The 14943-nt window shown below is 55.3% G+C and carries 13 protein-coding genes; 4 read left to right on the plus strand and 9 right to left on the minus strand.

The window, feature by feature from the left end:
- Positions 1–38 precede the first annotated feature (38 nt).
- The 3 genes from aceE to C8R21_RS00935 all read right to left on the minus strand — a co-directional run bounded on the left by aceE (position 39) and on the right by C8R21_RS00935 (position 4470).
- Complete coding sequence (gene aceE / locus C8R21_RS00925) at positions 39–2708, minus strand: pyruvate dehydrogenase (acetyl-transferring), homodimeric type (protein ID WP_107761006.1); 2670 nt, start codon at positions 2706–2708, stop codon at positions 39–41.
- Positions 2709–2757: 49 nt separating this feature from the next.
- A complete protein-coding gene (gene folD / locus C8R21_RS00930) occupies positions 2758–3624 on the minus strand; it encodes a bifunctional methylenetetrahydrofolate dehydrogenase/methenyltetrahydrofolate cyclohydrolase FolD (protein ID WP_107761007.1) in 867 nt (288 codons plus the stop codon).
- Positions 3625–3813: 189 nt separating this feature from the next.
- Positions 3814–4470, minus strand: a complete 657-nt coding sequence (locus tag C8R21_RS00935; RefSeq protein ID WP_107761008.1) for a hypothetical protein — start codon at positions 4468–4470, stop codon at positions 3814–3816.
- A 340-nt stretch (positions 4471–4810) separates the two neighbouring features.
- Between C8R21_RS00935 and C8R21_RS00940 the strand changes: the two genes are divergently transcribed.
- Both C8R21_RS00940 and pyrC read left to right on the plus strand, forming a co-directional pair.
- Entirely contained in the window at positions 4811–5989 is a 1179-nt protein-coding gene (locus tag C8R21_RS00940) for an NAD(P)/FAD-dependent oxidoreductase (protein ID WP_107761009.1), read from the plus strand.
- A gap of 200 nt (positions 5990–6189) precedes the next feature.
- On the plus strand, positions 6190–7233 hold the full coding sequence (gene pyrC / locus C8R21_RS00945) for a dihydroorotase (protein WP_107761010.1): 1044 nt from the start codon (positions 6190–6192) through the stop codon (positions 7231–7233).
- 85 nt (positions 7234–7318) lie between these two features.
- On the opposite strand, the gene C8R21_RS00950 is transcribed toward pyrC, so the two are convergent.
- From C8R21_RS00950 to lgt, 6 genes are all read right to left on the minus strand, one after another.
- Positions 7319–7687: a thiol-disulfide oxidoreductase DCC family protein gene (locus C8R21_RS00950; protein ID WP_107761011.1), complete on the minus strand. Its 369-nt coding sequence runs from the start codon at positions 7685–7687 to the stop codon at positions 7319–7321.
- A gap of 66 nt (positions 7688–7753) precedes the next feature.
- Positions 7754–8107 (minus strand): DUF4156 domain-containing protein, encoded by a 354-nt coding sequence (locus tag C8R21_RS00955; protein WP_107761012.1) that lies wholly within the window; start codon positions 8105–8107, stop codon positions 7754–7756.
- A 49-nt stretch (positions 8108–8156) separates the two neighbouring features.
- Positions 8157–8489, minus strand: a complete 333-nt coding sequence (locus tag C8R21_RS00960; protein ID WP_107761013.1) for a YnfA family protein — start codon at positions 8487–8489, stop codon at positions 8157–8159.
- Positions 8490–8549: 60 nt separating this feature from the next.
- Entirely contained in the window at positions 8550–9242 is a 693-nt protein-coding gene (locus tag C8R21_RS00965) for an SRPBCC family protein (protein WP_107761014.1), read from the minus strand.
- A 77-nt stretch (positions 9243–9319) separates the two neighbouring features.
- Complete coding sequence (locus C8R21_RS00970) at positions 9320–9919, minus strand: class I SAM-dependent methyltransferase (protein ID WP_107761015.1); 600 nt, start codon at positions 9917–9919, stop codon at positions 9320–9322.
- A gap of 24 nt (positions 9920–9943) precedes the next feature.
- Complete coding sequence (gene lgt, locus C8R21_RS00975) at positions 9944–10807, minus strand: prolipoprotein diacylglyceryl transferase (protein WP_107761016.1); 864 nt, start codon at positions 10805–10807, stop codon at positions 9944–9946.
- Positions 10808–11124: 317 nt separating this feature from the next.
- On the opposite strand from lgt, the gene ilvD reads away from it, so the two are divergent.
- Both ilvD and C8R21_RS00985 read left to right on the plus strand, forming a co-directional pair.
- Positions 11125–12798 carry a dihydroxy-acid dehydratase gene (gene ilvD / locus C8R21_RS00980; RefSeq protein WP_107761017.1) on the plus strand — a complete coding sequence of 558 codons (1674 nt, stop codon included), beginning with the start codon at positions 11125–11127 and terminating at the stop codon, positions 12796–12798.
- Between the two features lie 24 nt (positions 12799–12822).
- Positions 12823–14925 carry a thioredoxin domain-containing protein gene (locus tag C8R21_RS00985; RefSeq protein ID WP_107761018.1) on the plus strand — a complete coding sequence of 701 codons (2103 nt, stop codon included), beginning with the start codon at positions 12823–12825 and terminating at the stop codon, positions 14923–14925.
- Positions 14926–14943: the final 18 nt, after the last annotated feature.

Genomic DNA, 14943 nt, shown 5'->3' on the forward strand with positions numbered 1-14943 from the left:
CAACAACGAAATGATCACAGCAGAAGGATGCCGCCTTCTTATACGGTTGCCGGATTGGGTTTATCGGGGTCGAGACCAAATTTGCCTATGGCCTGCGCCACCGTTTCCACCTCGATTCTGCCATCTTCGGCCAGCGCTTTCAGGGCGGCTATCGTAATGTAATGACGGTCGACCTCGAAGAAGCGGCGCAATTGCTCGCGTGTATCGGAACGCCCGAATCCGTCTGTACCCAGCACTTTGTATCGCCCAGGAACAAATTCACGTATCTGGTCGGCAAAAATCTTCATGTAGTCCGTAGCCGCCACCACCGGACCTTCCCGGTCCTTGAGACACGTGCTGACGTACGACAGCCTTGCCGGTTCTGAGGGGTGCAGCATGTTCCAGCGCGTTGTCGCCAGCGCCTCGCGTCTCAACTGGGTAAAGCTCGTTACACTCCAGATATCCCCCGTCACACCGAATTCCTTCTCCAGTATTTCAGCCGCAGCGATCACCTCGCGCAGAATGGTGCCGGATCCGAGCAACTGAACACGCAACCCGGAATCCTTTTCCCCTGCCGGTTTGCCTTCACGGAACAGGTACATGCCCTTCAGAATTCCTTCCTCCGCACCCACAGGCATTTCCGGGTGCGAATAGTTTTCGTTCATTACCGTGATATAGTAATAGACATCCTCCTGCATTTCGCACATGCGACGCAGGCCATCCCGGATAATGACTGCAAGTTCGTACGCAAAGGTCGGATCATAGGATATGCAGTTGGGAACAGTCGATGCCGCCAGATGGCTATGGCCGTCCTCGTGCTGCAACCCCTCGCCATTCAGCGTGGTGCGGCCAGCAGTACCGCCCAGCAGGAAGCCGCGACAGCGCATGTCTCCCGCCGCCCAGCAAAGATCCCCCACGCGCTGGAAGCCGAACATCGAATAGTAAATGTAGAACGGGATCATCTGCACGCCATGAGAACTGTAGGCGGTTGCTGCGGACATCCATGACGACATGGCCCCCGCCTCATTGATGCCTTCCTGCAGAATCTGGCCGTTCTTGTCTTCCTTGTAGTACATCAGTTGCTCGGCATCCTCGGGCGTGTAGAGCTGTCCGGTGGAGGACCAGATGCCCAATTGCCGGAACATACCTTCCATGCCGAAGGTGCGCGACTCGTCCGCCACAATCGGCACGACCCGCTTGCCGATATTCTTGTCTTTTATGAGGATATTGAGAATGCGCACAAAAGCCATGGTGGTGGAAGATTCTCTTCCCTCACCGCTTGCCTTCAATAATGTGTCGAATGCGGACAGTGGCGGTATCTGCAGCGCTTCGGCTGTGCGCTGGCGGCGGTGGATGAACCCCCCCAATGCCTCGCGCCGCTGGTGCATGTAGACGGACTCCGGCGAATCCTTATCGAATTTCAGGTAGGGTACCGAGTCGATCTCATCATCGCTGACCGGCAGTCCAAAGCGATCACGAAACGCTTTGAGTGAAGTGGTACCCATCTTTTTCTGCTGATGAGTGATATTCTGGGCTTCGCCCGCTTCACCCATCCCGTAACCCTTGATCGTCTTGGCGAGGATTACGGTGGGCTGGCCCTTGTGCTTCACCGCCGCTGAATACGCGGAATAGACCTTGTGCGGGTCGTGCCCGCCCCGGTTGAGGCGCCATATATCATCGTCGGACATATTCGCCACCATTTCGAGCAGCTCCGGATATTTGCCGAAGAAATGTTCACGCACATAGGCGCCGTCTCTCGACTTGAAAGTCTGATATTCGCCATCCACGCATTCCATCATGCGTTGCTGCAGCAACCCTTTGGTGTCCTTGGCAAGCAATGGATCCCAGTATGAGCCCCAGATTACCTTGATGACATTCCAGCCGGATCCCCGAAAAGCGGCTTCCAGTTCCTGAATGATCTTGCCATTTCCACGCACCGGCCCATCGAGACGCTGAAGGTTGCAATTGATGACGAAAATCAGGTTGTCCAGGTTTTCGCGCGACGCAAGCGAAATGGATCCCAGCGATTCAGGTTCATCCATTTCTCCATCGCCCATGAATGCCCACACCTTGCGGTCCTCGGTCTTGACCAGTCCGCGGCTGCCCAGGTACTTCATGAAGCGCGCCTGATATATCGCCATCAGCGGCCCAAGTCCCATGGATACGGTAGGGAACTGCCAGAAGTCGGGCATCAGCCACGGATGCGGGTAGGAAGACAACCCCTTTCCACCCACCTCCCGCCGGAAATTATTGAGCTGCTCCTCTGTCAGTTCTCCCAGCAGAAAAGCATAGGCGTAAAGACCGGGGGACGAATGCCCCTGTGCGAATATCAGATCACCGCCGTGATTCTCCGACCTGGCATGCCAGAAATGGTTATAGCCTACATCGTACAATGTAGCGGCCGAGGCAAAGCTGGCAATATGCCCCCCCACATTGGAGTTCCTGTTGGCGCGCAATACCATGGCCATGGAATTCCAGCGGACGTAAGAACGGATGCGATGCTCCAGTGCGTGATTTCCCGGCGATCGCTCCTCCTTTCCTGGAGGAATGGTATTGATATAGGCCGTGGTGGCGCTATAGGGAAGATAGGCGCCTGACCGTCGCGCTTTTTCCACCAGCCTCTCCAGCAGGTAGTGTGCCCGCTCCGTCCCCTCGTGCGTCAAGACGGATTCCAGCGCCTCCAGCCATTCCTGCGTTTCAGTAGGGTCTATATCGGGTATAGGTTCCATGTCTTGTCTCGAAATTGTCGGGCGCTTGCCCCATGTGATAGAGGTGGGATTAACTCCCCTGCAACCGGACGTGTGCCTGCTCCGCGGCTACAACAGTGTTATAGAGCAGCATCGCTATGGTCATCGGTCCCACTCCTCCCGGCACAGGCGTGATATAACCCGCCTTTTCCTTGACCGATTCAAAGTCCACGTCCCCCGCCAGCTTTCCGTCGGGCAGACGATTGATGCCGACGTCTATTACTGTCGCTCCCGGTTTCACCATGGGAGCAGTGATCATACCCGGCTTCCCAACCGCAACTACCAGAATATCGGCGCGAGTGGTGTATTCCGACAGGTGCCGCGTCCTGGACGTGCAGATGGTAACGGTTGCGCCTTCGTGCAGCAGCATCAGCGCCATCGGTTTGCCGACGATATTACTGCGGCCTACTATTACCGCATGCTGCCCTTCAATCGGGATATCATATTTTTCCAGCATTTTCATCACGCCGTTGGGCGTGCAAGGGGGAAAAATGCTGCTACCGGTTACAAGTGCGCCTACATTATAAAGATGGAAGCCATCCACGTCTTTTTCCACGGCGACAGATGCGATGACTTTGCTGCTGTCAAAATGTCGAGGCAGCGGCAGTTGGACGAGGATGCCGTGGATTTTGGCGTTCCTGTTCAGTTCCTGGATACGCCCAATCACCTCCTCCTCGGTGGTGCTTTCCGCGAACTCATGGACTTCGGAATAGATGCCCGTTTCGCTGCAGGCCTTGGCCTTGTTTCGCACATACACAGTGGAAGCCGGATTATCTCCCACGATAACCACAGCCAGCCCCGGCTGGGTACCTTTTTCCGCCAGGCGGGCTGCCCGTGCCCGACACGCTGCCCTCACCTCCTGGCTCAGCCTCTTGCCATCGATGATCTTCGCGCTCATTGTGCTTGTGACGCGGCAGCCCAGGGAACGGGCAGATGACGGATGATGCCTTGCCCGTTTGTATCTTTCACCTTGGCTGTATATCCTGCGAAACCCCGCGTTCGCTCATAGTGGTGCAAAGCAGACTGGCTCACTGGAACCCTGATCTGGAGACTGTGCCCCGCCACATAAACATGCCTCTTCGTCCAATCATGATTGCGAAGACGCAGGGGGATTGGATTTTTTCATCTTCGTCCGATAAATCAACAGCCCGACCAGAAATGTCGGAACGACAACTAGCGTGGCAGCCAGAAGGCCGGCTGCCAGTATGTCGATTCCCTCGGTTTTCGGCAGAAAGATGGTCACGGCCCAGATCGTTATAAAGGCTGCCACCGCGCCACCGATAAACATGATCTTTTTACCGCGCTCAAAAAGACGCCATAGAGAACCGGAAACCCGCGCCTCGTTGCGGTACTCATCAAAAAGGCGCGTCATGCTGTCATCGTTCGGAACCGCTTCATAGCCGGTCGATACGGCAAGAGTGTCTGTTCCATCTTCCACCCGCGACATGTTGCGCAGGAACACGATACGCTGTTGAGCTTCTTTCTTTTTCATGCCATCGGCTATGAGCATGGATTGCATCGCTTCAAAGGCATGATCGCGAGCATCTCCCGCCACTCCGAGTCTTTCGCTGCACCGCCGCATCACGCCCACCAGATATAACTGGATGGTCATCTGCCTGAAAAGAGGCGCAAAATCATACCCTTTATCTTTAACTTGCGAGAGTTGGGACGCCAGTATCTCGCGTGCGTGCTGTACGCATATATCAATCGTACTTGCTTCTGAATCCGTTTTCACTTCAGTCATCGTTCAATTTCCGGACATGTCCAGCTTGGCTTTGAATTCATGGAGGAACCCATTATATACTGGCGTGAGGATTGTTGAATAATGAGGCACAGCCTCTCTGCGATCTATCGGGCAATGGGACTTGCCCTGCTGCCGGCCTATCCTTGTATGCACCGGCAATTTCCTCTTGAAGAGGGATAAAAGTTTACACAGGTTTTATGAAGTTTCCGATTTTATTGGATAGGTTCGCTATTACAGAGTTCCGCTCTCTACCGCGCAACATTGTCACACAAAAGGTTTCGGAACATAACAACGGGTCCATTTTTAACCTGCGCTTCATATACCTGCAAAGGAAACCAACATGAAACACCATAAATACCTTATTGTCGGGGGCGGAATGACCGCCGATTCTGCTGTACACGGTATCCGTAAGATTGATCCCGATGGCGCAATCGCCGTCATCGGGGAGGAGCTGCATCGTCCCTACAACCGTCCCCCCCTTTCCAAAGCACTATGGAAGGACTCGCCCTATGATTCGATCTGGCGAAGCGAGCATGGGCTGAACGTCGCCATGCATCTCGGAAAAAAAATAGTGGCGCTGGATCCTGCAAACAAGACGGCGACGGATAATGCAGGCAACGTCTACACCTATGAAAAACTTTTGCTTGCCACAGGCGGCGTAGTGCGGCGTTTTACCGATTTCGGCGAGAATATAATCTACTACAGAACGGCGGACGATTACCGCAAGCTGCGGGAATTGAGCAATCAGGGTTCGGATTTTGTCGTGATCGGCGGCGGCTTCATTGGCTCGGAGATCGCTGCCGCACTCGCCATGAATGATAAACGGGTCACGATGATTTTTCCGGAAAACGGTATCGGTTCCCGCATTTATCCGAGACCTCTCGTCGAGTTCCTTAACTCCTACTACGGTGAAAAGGGCATTACCGTGCTTGCATTTGAAACTGTCAAATCAATGCGAGTAGAAGGAGCAAAAAAAGTCGTAACCACGGGAAATGGGACTGAGATTTCCGCCGATGGAGTAGTGGCAGGCCTGGGTATTCTTCCTAACACGGAACTGGCTGTCCAGGCCGGACTGGCAGTTGACAACGGCGTCGTAGTGGATGAATTCCTGCGCAGCAGCAACCCCGATATCTATGCCGCCGGCGACGTCGCCAACTTCTACAGCCCCTTGCTCGACAAACGCATGCGGGTCGAGCATGAAGACAACGCAAACATGATGGGAGAAGCGGCGGGACGAAACATGGCAGGAAGCCCGGAGCCCTATCATCACCAGCCCTTCTTTTATTCCGACCTGTTTGATCTTGGCTATGAAGCAGTGGGTGAACTCGATTCCAGTCTCGATATTATCGAAGATTGGGTAGAGCCCTTCCGCAAAGGCGTGATTTATTACCTGCGCGATGGGCTCGTACGCGGTGTCCTGCTCTGGAATACCTGGGGACAGGTAGGGGCCGCCACCGAGTTGATTGCCGAAAAGAAACCCTGCACGAGCGAGACGCTGCTAGGCCGCATCAAGGACTAGAACAGGAAACAATAGCGCAGGATGGGGGAAGGCTGAGACCGAACCATCATTTGCTGCGAGGGGTGTGCTTTGCTTGCCCCTCCCGCAATTTCCAATGATGTATTCCGGGAATGGCAGACTTGAGTCCCCTTAAGTCCTTAATGGAAGACTCATAGTATTTTTCTTGTCAGTTAAATAAAAAAAACAGTGCCACAGCTATCTTGAATACCTTCACGCTTACCCGCCCGGACGACTTCCACCTCCATCTCCGCGACGGCGAGCACATGTGGGCGGTGCTGCCGGACACTGCCCGCCGCTTTGCTCGCGCAATCGTCATGCCTAACCTCAAGCCTCCCGTTGTCACCACGCAAATGGCGCTGGCGTATCGCGAGCGACTTCTTGCAGCCCTGCCGCAGGGCGTGTGTTTTCAGCCGCTGATGACCCTCTACCTGACCGATAACACTTCCCCTTCGGAAATCGTCGAGGCCAAAAGAAGCGGCGTAATTTACGGCGTCAAATACTATCCCGCCGGTGCAACCACAAACTCCGCAGCCGGAGTTACCGACATTGCAAGGTGCCATGAAACCTTGGAAGCCATGGAGCAAGCGGATATGCCCCTGCTGGTGCACGGTGAGGTGACCGATCTTGAGGTGGATGTATTCGACAGGGAAAAAGTCTTTCTTGAACAGGTGCTGATCCCGTTGACCCGGCGCTTTCCGCAACTACGCGTAGTATTCGAGCATATCACCACGCGGGAAGCGGTAGAGTTTGTCATCAGCGCACCGCAAACCATCGCAGCCACCCTCACCGCGCACCACCTCCTGATCAGCCGGAACGCCCTTTTTCAAGGCGGTATCCGGCCTCACCACTATTGCCTGCCCATCCTCAAGCGGGAAACCCACCGACAGAAGCTGATCGAGGCCGCTACCAGTGGCAATGCGAAATTTTTCCTCGGCACCGATAGCGCCCCCCACGCGCAATCGGCCAAGGAAAACGCCTGTGGCTGCGCCGGCATCTATACTGCTCACGCAGCGATCGAGCTTTACGCGGAAGCATTCGAACAGGCGGGTGCGCTGGAAAAGCTGGAAGCCTTTGCCAGTTTTCATGGCGCGGATTTCTACCAGTTGCCGCGCAATCAGGGCAGGATTACATTGAAGAAGGAAAGCTGGCGGGTGCCTGCGCAACTGGAATTTGGCGACGAAAGTCTGGTTCCATTCCGGGCCGGGGAAAACGTTACCTGGACTTTGGACAAAACCGGGAATTAGCGCCTGAACGGAATTTTCACCAAACTTTCCTGATCAGGAAATAGCTGCGTGAATTGTTTCCCGGTCATTCGCGCCTGCGAGTGACCTACCAGTGTCTTTTGGCGCGATTCCACCGGTACAGCCTTCTGGCAAAGGCGTCGTATGCGAGGTGTGAAAGCTGCCGGAGCACGGGCAGCCTAAAAAGGTTGGCCAGCCAGTGCTGACCAGGTGTCTGTGACCAGAGTTGTGTGAAGGCATCCACGCCCACGTCAATCCGGCCATCCTGTCTTTTTACGTGCAGTCGCTCGCGCACCTGCTCCAGCGAAGCATCTACTTCTGCAACGGTTTCCGGCTGCGCATGCACATCGACCCATTCAATGTCCTTGATACCGCATGCTTCCATACGACGGCGCTGCTCTTTTATCCCCGCATTGCAGACAGGACATGCACTGTTATAGTAAACCTTGCTGTACATTTCCGCAGCGCTCTGCCCTACATAGTAATAAATTCAGGCCAAGGTATTCGGGACCGGTGCGAAAAATCATTCGCAGCGATAAACGACACCCAGCACTGTCGTGTTTGTCGTGCCCTTGCTGCCCCATGCATTCGTATTGGCGGAGTTCTGCACCCAGACGTAGTTTCCACCCATTTTGGCAGCCCTGTTGCGCAGGTCGTTTCTGGCGCCGATGAGGAGATTCTCATTCGAAGTGTAATCGCCGGTAATCCAGTTGCCCTGGGAGCCGACCGCGTCACCCAGCGCCTTGCAACTGCCGCTGGGTTTTTCTGTGACAAGCTCAACGGATCTGCCCTCCGGTGTCGTTGAAATCGCCGAACAGCCGGCAAACAAAACCACTGACAGCAGGCCCGGCAAGGCGATCATCCTTCTCGTGACCATCTATTTTCTCCTGTTGAAAAATTGCAAATCGCTCCTGGGCTTATGTAAATTATGCATGCCTTGGGCCGAACATGATGATTGCCATACCTGCCAGCGCCAGAAGAGAACCTGCCATGTCCCAGGCAGTCGGTCTGACCCCATCAATAGCCCACAGCCAAAGTACTGCTACGAAAACGTAAACGCCTCCATAAGCCGCGTATGTACGACCGGCGTCCGTCGGATGAAGCGTGAGAAGCCATGCAAACAGTGCAAGGCTTGCAGCAGCAGGAACAAGAAGCCAGGCGCTCCCATCCTGTTTAAGCCAGAGGTAGGGCAGATAGCAACCAACGATCTCGGCAAGCGCTGTAGCCAGGAAGAGAAACAAGGTCTTCAGCTCAAACATAGGGTTAATCTATTGCCCTGAAAAATCCACGGGGACAGGTGGATAGCGTGCCTCGCCTGATTACTTCCGTCCAGAAGCTGCTTCGGTGGAACGCTTCCTTACTGCATCGAAGAGTTCAGGTATCGCGACGGTGTTCGAAAGGTTGAACACAAAATCCGGAATGAGTCCCCCTGGATCGGTAAGCAATGTATAAGTGAGACGCGTGTGGCTGCCATCATCCACGGACTCCACCAGCCAGGAACCCTCGTTGAGCTTGATGCGCACCACGCCTTCGACCTCGGGCTTCGCTTCGGGCAGCGCAATCCACTCGACCTTGAAGGCGCTGTCTTTGGGTGTGCCGTCACCTGCCGCCGATCTGCGCGTCAGCCGGACCTTGAGGGGATAGTCGCGCTCGCTGATAAACGGCGGCGCGATGCGCGCATAGGTGACCATCTCGTTATCGCCGGTACGGCTGAGCACTTCCGATTCTTTCACGTACGGCATGAATTCCCGGTAATGTTCGAAGTCAACGAGAACATTGAAAACGGCTTCGGGCGGAACTTCCACTTCGGAAACCGCGATTACCCGGCGCCCCTCCGTTATGTCCTTCGTAAAAATGACAAGACCGTTTTTGTGATAGGCCTCTGTCCAATCCGGTCCCGGGCTGTTCACCCTGCCTGTCCTCTCTACTTGGCCCGCCATCAAGCCGGCCGCTTCGCTTGTGACCACAGCAATGACAGCAAGGATGACGGTGAAAGCGGCAATAGGGCGCATGGCATTCCGGCTGAAGATGAGATTACGATTTCGCCTCCCGTAGAAATTCTACCCCTATCGCATATCCCGGTCACGTCCTAACTGGCTTTAATGAGTCGAATGCTTCGGAACCAGCCTCCTGCCAGAAGCGGCTGGTCTGACTCCACTTTCAGTTGCGGAGCACTTGCAAGCACCTCTTCGAAAACGACATCCAGACGCGTCACGATATGCTGGGACAGCAGGTTCACCGCCCGCCGGAGCACTGCGTTTTCCCCTGGCTTCAGAAATTTATCGAGTATCAGCACGCTGCCGCCCGGTTTCAGTACCCGTGCTGTTTCTTTCAGACAGGCGCGGGCATCCGGTACGATCGCCAGAATGAGGTGCAGCACCACGTGATCGAAGCAAGCGTCCACGAACGGCAGGGACATGCTGTCCCCCTGGACGAGGTCTACATGCAGCTTTCCTATCCTGGGTCTTGCCCGCTTCAGCATGGCCGCGGTAAGGTCCAGTCCTACATAATGATGACACGCTGGAACATGCGGAAGGTCGAGCCCGGTACCGATGCCGCTGATGAGAATGTCGAGATTCTCCTGCCGTGGCAATTGCTCAAGACTGGCCGCCCGCAGTCCCGTACCCGCCCCGGCGAGCAAGGCATCGTAAAGCGGAGCGATCAGACTGTAGGAACGGCGCAAAGACATACAAAATTGTCTAATTGTCTATTTCTATTTGCTGCCGCGCTTGCCCGCGATTGCGGCTTTGGTGGTTTTGCCAGCTTTGCTGGCTTTCCCCCCGGGGGACACAGGGGCCTGGGTACGATAAGCCCAGACCAGCATGATTACCCCGGCGAGGATCATGGGTAGCGACAGCCACTGCCCCATGCTGATACCCAGCGTCATCATGCCCATGAAACCTTCGTCCGGCTCACGGAAAAACTCCGCAAACGAGCGGAATACACCATAACCGATCAGAAATACTCCGGAAACCGCTCCAACCGGTCTCGGCCTCGCGGAATAAATCCACATCAATGTAAAAAACACCAACCCTTCCAGAGCAAACTCGTACAGTTGGGAAGGATGACGCGGAACATTGTCGACATACGGAAAAATCATGCCCCAAGGCACATCGGTGGGCCGCCCCCATAACTCGGCATTGATAAAGTTGCCGATGCGCCCCGCCCCTAGCCCCAGCGGCACCAATGGAGCGATGAAATCCGTCACGGCGAGCCAACGCAGGTGATATTTGCGGGCCAACAGGGCCATGGCGGCTATCACTCCGAGAAAACCGCCATGAAATGACATCCCGCCTTGCCAGACGGCAAAGATTTCCAGAGGATGCTCCAGATAATAGCCGAACTGATAAAAAAATATGTGACCCAGGCGGCCGCCCACAATCACGCCGAGCACACCGTAAAACAGCATATCGTCCAGCATGCTGATAGTGAACGCCCCCTCGGGATTTCGTTTAATGCGGTAGCGCCCCAGCAGAATGAAGCAAGCGAATCCGATGAGATACATGAGCCCGTACCATCGAACCGCGAGCGGTCCGAGTTGAACGGCAATGGGATCAATCTGGGGATGAACTAGCATGGGCTTGCATTTTTTTCAGGTAAAATAGCTTGTTTATCGAGCGCAGCATTAAAACATCATACCGGCGAAAATCGGCAGGGAAAGCAGAAGCCCTTCCTGGCGGGAGAGTTGGGCAGGAATGAAATGACGAGTCTCGTTTTCCCCTCATTATACATACGGCAACGATTATTCACCGCGGAGAACGCGGAAAAGAGCGACTTTGAACTGCTTTTTCTTTCCTCGCAGCTTCGCAGGTGCCTCGATCACCTTTTCCCCTGACTACCGGAATTCGCCAGAATTTGCCTGCATTCCCGTTTTTTCAATTCAAGGAGTAATTCATGTCAGATAACCAGCGCAGCCGGGCAATCACTCAGGGGGCGGAACGTACCCCCAACCGCGCGATGCTGCGGGCTGTAGGTTTCGGCGACAACGATTTCGACAAACCCATCGTCGGCGTGGCCAATGGCTTTTCCACCATCACACCCTGCAACAAGGGATTGAACGAGCTGGCGCTGGATGCCGAGCATGCATTGCAACAGGCGGGCGCGATGCCCCAGATGTTCGGTACCATCACCGTTTCCGATGGTATCTCCATGGGAACGGAAGGCATGAAGTATTCACTGGTATCCCGCGAAGTCATTGCCGATTCGATTGAAACAGCGGTGCAGGCCGAAAGCATGGACGGCGTGATCGCCATCGGGGGCTGTGACAAGAACATGCCGGGCGCAATGATGGCTATGGCGCGCATGAATGTTCCCGCAATTTTTGTTTATGGCGGAACGATCAAACCGGGTCATTATAAAGGAAAGGATCTCACCATTGTCAGTGCTTTCGAAGCGGTCGGACAGTACACCTCCCATAAGATAGACGCGAAAGAACTGCTCGAAGTGGAGCGCCACGCCTGTCCCGGAGCGGGCTCCTGTGGAGGCATGTACACGGCCAATACGATGTCGTCCGCTTTCGAAGCGATGGGCATGAGCCTCCCCTATTCTTCCACGATGGCTGCGGAGGATGGCGAGAAGCGCACCAGCGCGGCACATTCAGCGGAAGTGCTCGTGGATGCAATCAGGAAACAGATTCGTCCGCGCGACATCATTACCCGCAAGTCCGTTGAAAACGCGATCGCGGTGATCATGGCCGTAGGGGGTTCCACCAATGCTGTTTTGCATTTCCTCGCCATTGCCCATGCCGCCGAAGTGACCCTCACGATCGATGATTTTGAACGCATGCGCGGCAAAGTGCCGGTACTGTGCAATCTCAAACCCTCGGGACGATACGTAGCCACCGACCTGCACAAGGCAGGGGGCATTCCCCAGGTAATGAAAATGCTGCTCGATCACGGCCTGCTGCATGGCGACTGCATCACCATCAGCGGGCAGACCATTACCGAGATATTGAAGGATGTGCCGTCAGAGCCTCGCAAGGATCAGGATGTCATCCGCCAGTGGGACAACCCGTTGTACGCCCAGGGCCACCTCGCCATACTCAAGGGTAATCTCGCCACAGAAGGGTGCGTAGCGAAAATCACCGGGGTGAAAACACCAAAAATTACCGGACCGGCACGGGTATTCGACTCGGAAGAAGCCTGCATGGCAGCCATCCTTGCGCGCGAGATCCAGCCTGGTGACGTGGTGGTGATACGCTATGAGGGCCCCAAAGGCGGTCCGGGCATGCGGGAAATGCTGTCTCCCACTTCTGCGCTCATTGGCGAGGGACTCGGAGATTCGGTGGGCCTGATCACCGATGGACGGTTCTCCGGGGGCACCTATGGAATGGTGGTTGGACACGTGGCACCGGAGGCGTTTGTAGGCGGCACCATTGCGCTGGTGCGGGAAGGCGATTCGATCACCATAGACGCCGAGCAACGGCTACTGCAGCTCAACGTTCCTGGAGATGAGCTGGCCCGGCGCCGGGCTGAATGGCAACCGCCCCATCCGCGCTACACACGAGGAGTGCTCGCTAAATATTCGAAGCTCGTCTCGAGTGCCAGCCGGGGAGCGATCACCGACTAACCTGTTCTTTCCCACTACAAAGCCATGCTCAATCATCTTGCCGGTGAAACCAGCCCCTACCTGCTGCAACATGCAGACAATCCTGTCGCCTGGTATCCCTGGGGAGAAGAAGCGCTGACGCTTGCCCGCACGCAAGACAGGCCGATCCTGCTATCCGTCGGCTACTCTGCCTGCCACTGGTGCCATGTGATGGCGCACGAGTGCTTCGAGGATGTGGAAGTCGCCGAAGTCATGAACCGGTACTTCATCAATATCAAGGTGGATCGCGAGGAACGCCCGGATATCGATCAGATTTATCAGACCGCGCTCTACATGCTGACACAGCGCAACGGCGGCTGGCCTCTCACGCTTTTTCTGACGCCCGATCAAAAGCCATTCTTCGGCGGCACCTATTTTCCCAAAACGATGCGTCACGATCTGCCGGGTTTCCTCGATTTATTGCCACGGGTGGCGGAAACTTACCGCGTTCGCCGCCCCGAGATCGAACGCCAGAGTGCATCGCTGCTCAAATCCTTCGCCGATATGCTGCCATCAAAAGCACCGGAGGCTCCGGTATTTTCTGAGCGTCCACTGGAACAGGCACTGGCTGAGTTGAAGAACCGGTTTGACTTCGAAAATGGTGGTTTCGGCGAGGCGCCGAAGTTCCTGCACCTGACCGAACTGGATTTCTGTTTGCGGCGCTACTTCACTGCCGGCAATAGCGAGGCATTGCACATGGCCACGCTGACATTGGAGAAAATGGCGGAAGGCGGCATCTACGACCAAGTGGGCGGTGGGTTCTATCGTTACAGTACCGACAAGCAGTGGCAGATTCCGCATTTCGAAAAAATGCTTTATGACAATGGGCCCCTGCTGCATCTCTATGCGGATGCCTGGATCGCGTCCGGAAATCCGCTGTTTGCCCAGATTGTGGAAGAAACCGCTACCTGGGTCATGCGCGAAATGCAGCCAGGATATGAAGCGGATGAAAAGAGAACGGGAGCCGGCTACTGGTCGACTCTGGATGCCGACTCGGAAAACGTCGAAGGCAAGTTCTACGTATGGGATCGCAGTGAGGCGTCCCACATTCTTTCACGTCGTGAATATGCCGTAGCCGCCGATTACTATGGTCTGTCCCAGGGAGCGAACTTCGGGAACAGACACTGGCATCTGGCAGTGACCCAATCGCTGCCCGAGATAGCTAAAAACTTCGGCGTCCCCTACGCAAACGCACGACAATGGCTTGAATCAGCGCGCAAGAAGCTGCTTGCACAGCGCCAGCGTCGCGTTCTTCCCGGGCGGGATGAGAAAACCCTGACCAGCTGGAATGGACTGATGATCAAGGGCATGGCTCGGGCCGGACGCATATTCGGTCGCGACGACTGGGTGCGCTCGGCTATCCGTGCAGTGGATTTCATTCGTTCCACCCTCTGGGAAAACGGACGCCTGCTGGCAACCTGGAAGGACGGAAATGGACATCTCAATGCCTATCTCGACGATTACGCTTTCCTGCTGGACGGATTACTGGAACTGATGCAGACAACGTTCCGCCCTGTGGATCTCGATTTCGCCATTGCGCTGGCCGACGTTCTTCTTGACCAGTTTGAAGACAAGGAAGCTGGCGGTTTTTTCTTTACCAGCCATGATCATGAAAATCTGATCCATCGTCCCAAGCCTGGTTATGACCATGCTACACCATCCGGCAACGGCGTCGCGATCTATACTCTTCAGCGCATGGGTTATCTGCTGGGGGAATTCCGTTATCTGCACGCGGCAGAACGCGCGCTGCAACTCTTCTACCCTGCCCTGATCCGGCATCCCGACTCCTGTTGCAGCCTGCTTCTGGCGCTTGAGCAGTGGCTCTTACCTCCCACCGTTGTCATACTGCGGGGAAAAGCGGACGCGATGGTGAGATGGGAAAACGCCTTGCGTCAGCGCGCCCCCATCGCTCTTGTGCTTGCGCTGCCAGTTGATGGCGGGGTGCCAGCAACGCTGCCGCCGAGTCTTGCCAAGCCCCTTCCGTCAGGGATCGGTGTCAACGCCTGGGTCTGTCATGGCGTTAAGTGCTTACCGGAAATCACTGACTTGCAGGAATTGCTGCGTATCAGCGAAATTCGAGGTAAGATAAGATCCCTTTTCTATAATTAACGGATAAAAGGAGTGTGT

Source organism: Nitrosospira multiformis, assembly GCF_003050865.1.
GTDB lineage: Bacteria > Pseudomonadota > Gammaproteobacteria > Burkholderiales > Nitrosomonadaceae > Nitrosospira > Nitrosospira multiformis_E.

Excerpts from the sequence above, each read along its gene's own strand:
- aceE (WP_107761006.1), bottom strand. The coding sequence starts at position 2,708 with ATGGAACCTATACCCGATATAGACCCTACTGAAACGCAGGAATGGCTG.
- folD (WP_107761007.1), bottom strand. The coding sequence starts at position 3,624 with ATGAGCGCGAAGATCATCGATGGCAAGAGGCTGAGCCAGGAGGTGAGG.
- C8R21_RS00935 (WP_107761008.1), bottom strand. The coding sequence starts at position 4,470 with ATGACTGAAGTGAAAACGGATTCAGAAGCAAGTACGATTGATATATGC.
- C8R21_RS00940 (WP_107761009.1), top strand. The coding sequence starts at position 4,811 with ATGAAACACCATAAATACCTTATTGTCGGGGGCGGAATGACCGCCGAT.
- C8R21_RS00950 (WP_107761011.1), bottom strand. The coding sequence starts at position 7,687 with ATGTACAGCAAGGTTTACTATAACAGTGCATGTCCTGTCTGCAATGCG.
- C8R21_RS00955 (WP_107761012.1), bottom strand. The coding sequence starts at position 8,107 with ATGGTCACGAGAAGGATGATCGCCTTGCCGGGCCTGCTGTCAGTGGTT.
- C8R21_RS00960 (WP_107761013.1), bottom strand. The coding sequence starts at position 8,489 with ATGTTTGAGCTGAAGACCTTGTTTCTCTTCCTGGCTACAGCGCTTGCC.
- C8R21_RS00965 (WP_107761014.1), bottom strand. The coding sequence starts at position 9,242 with ATGCGCCCTATTGCCGCTTTCACCGTCATCCTTGCTGTCATTGCTGTG.
- C8R21_RS00970 (WP_107761015.1), bottom strand. The coding sequence starts at position 9,919 with ATGTCTTTGCGCCGTTCCTACAGTCTGATCGCTCCGCTTTACGATGCC.
- lgt (WP_107761016.1), bottom strand. The coding sequence starts at position 10,807 with ATGCTAGTTCATCCCCAGATTGATCCCATTGCCGTTCAACTCGGACCG.
- ilvD (WP_107761017.1), top strand. The coding sequence starts at position 11,125 with ATGTCAGATAACCAGCGCAGCCGGGCAATCACTCAGGGGGCGGAACGT.
- C8R21_RS00985 (WP_107761018.1), top strand. The coding sequence starts at position 12,823 with ATGCTCAATCATCTTGCCGGTGAAACCAGCCCCTACCTGCTGCAACAT.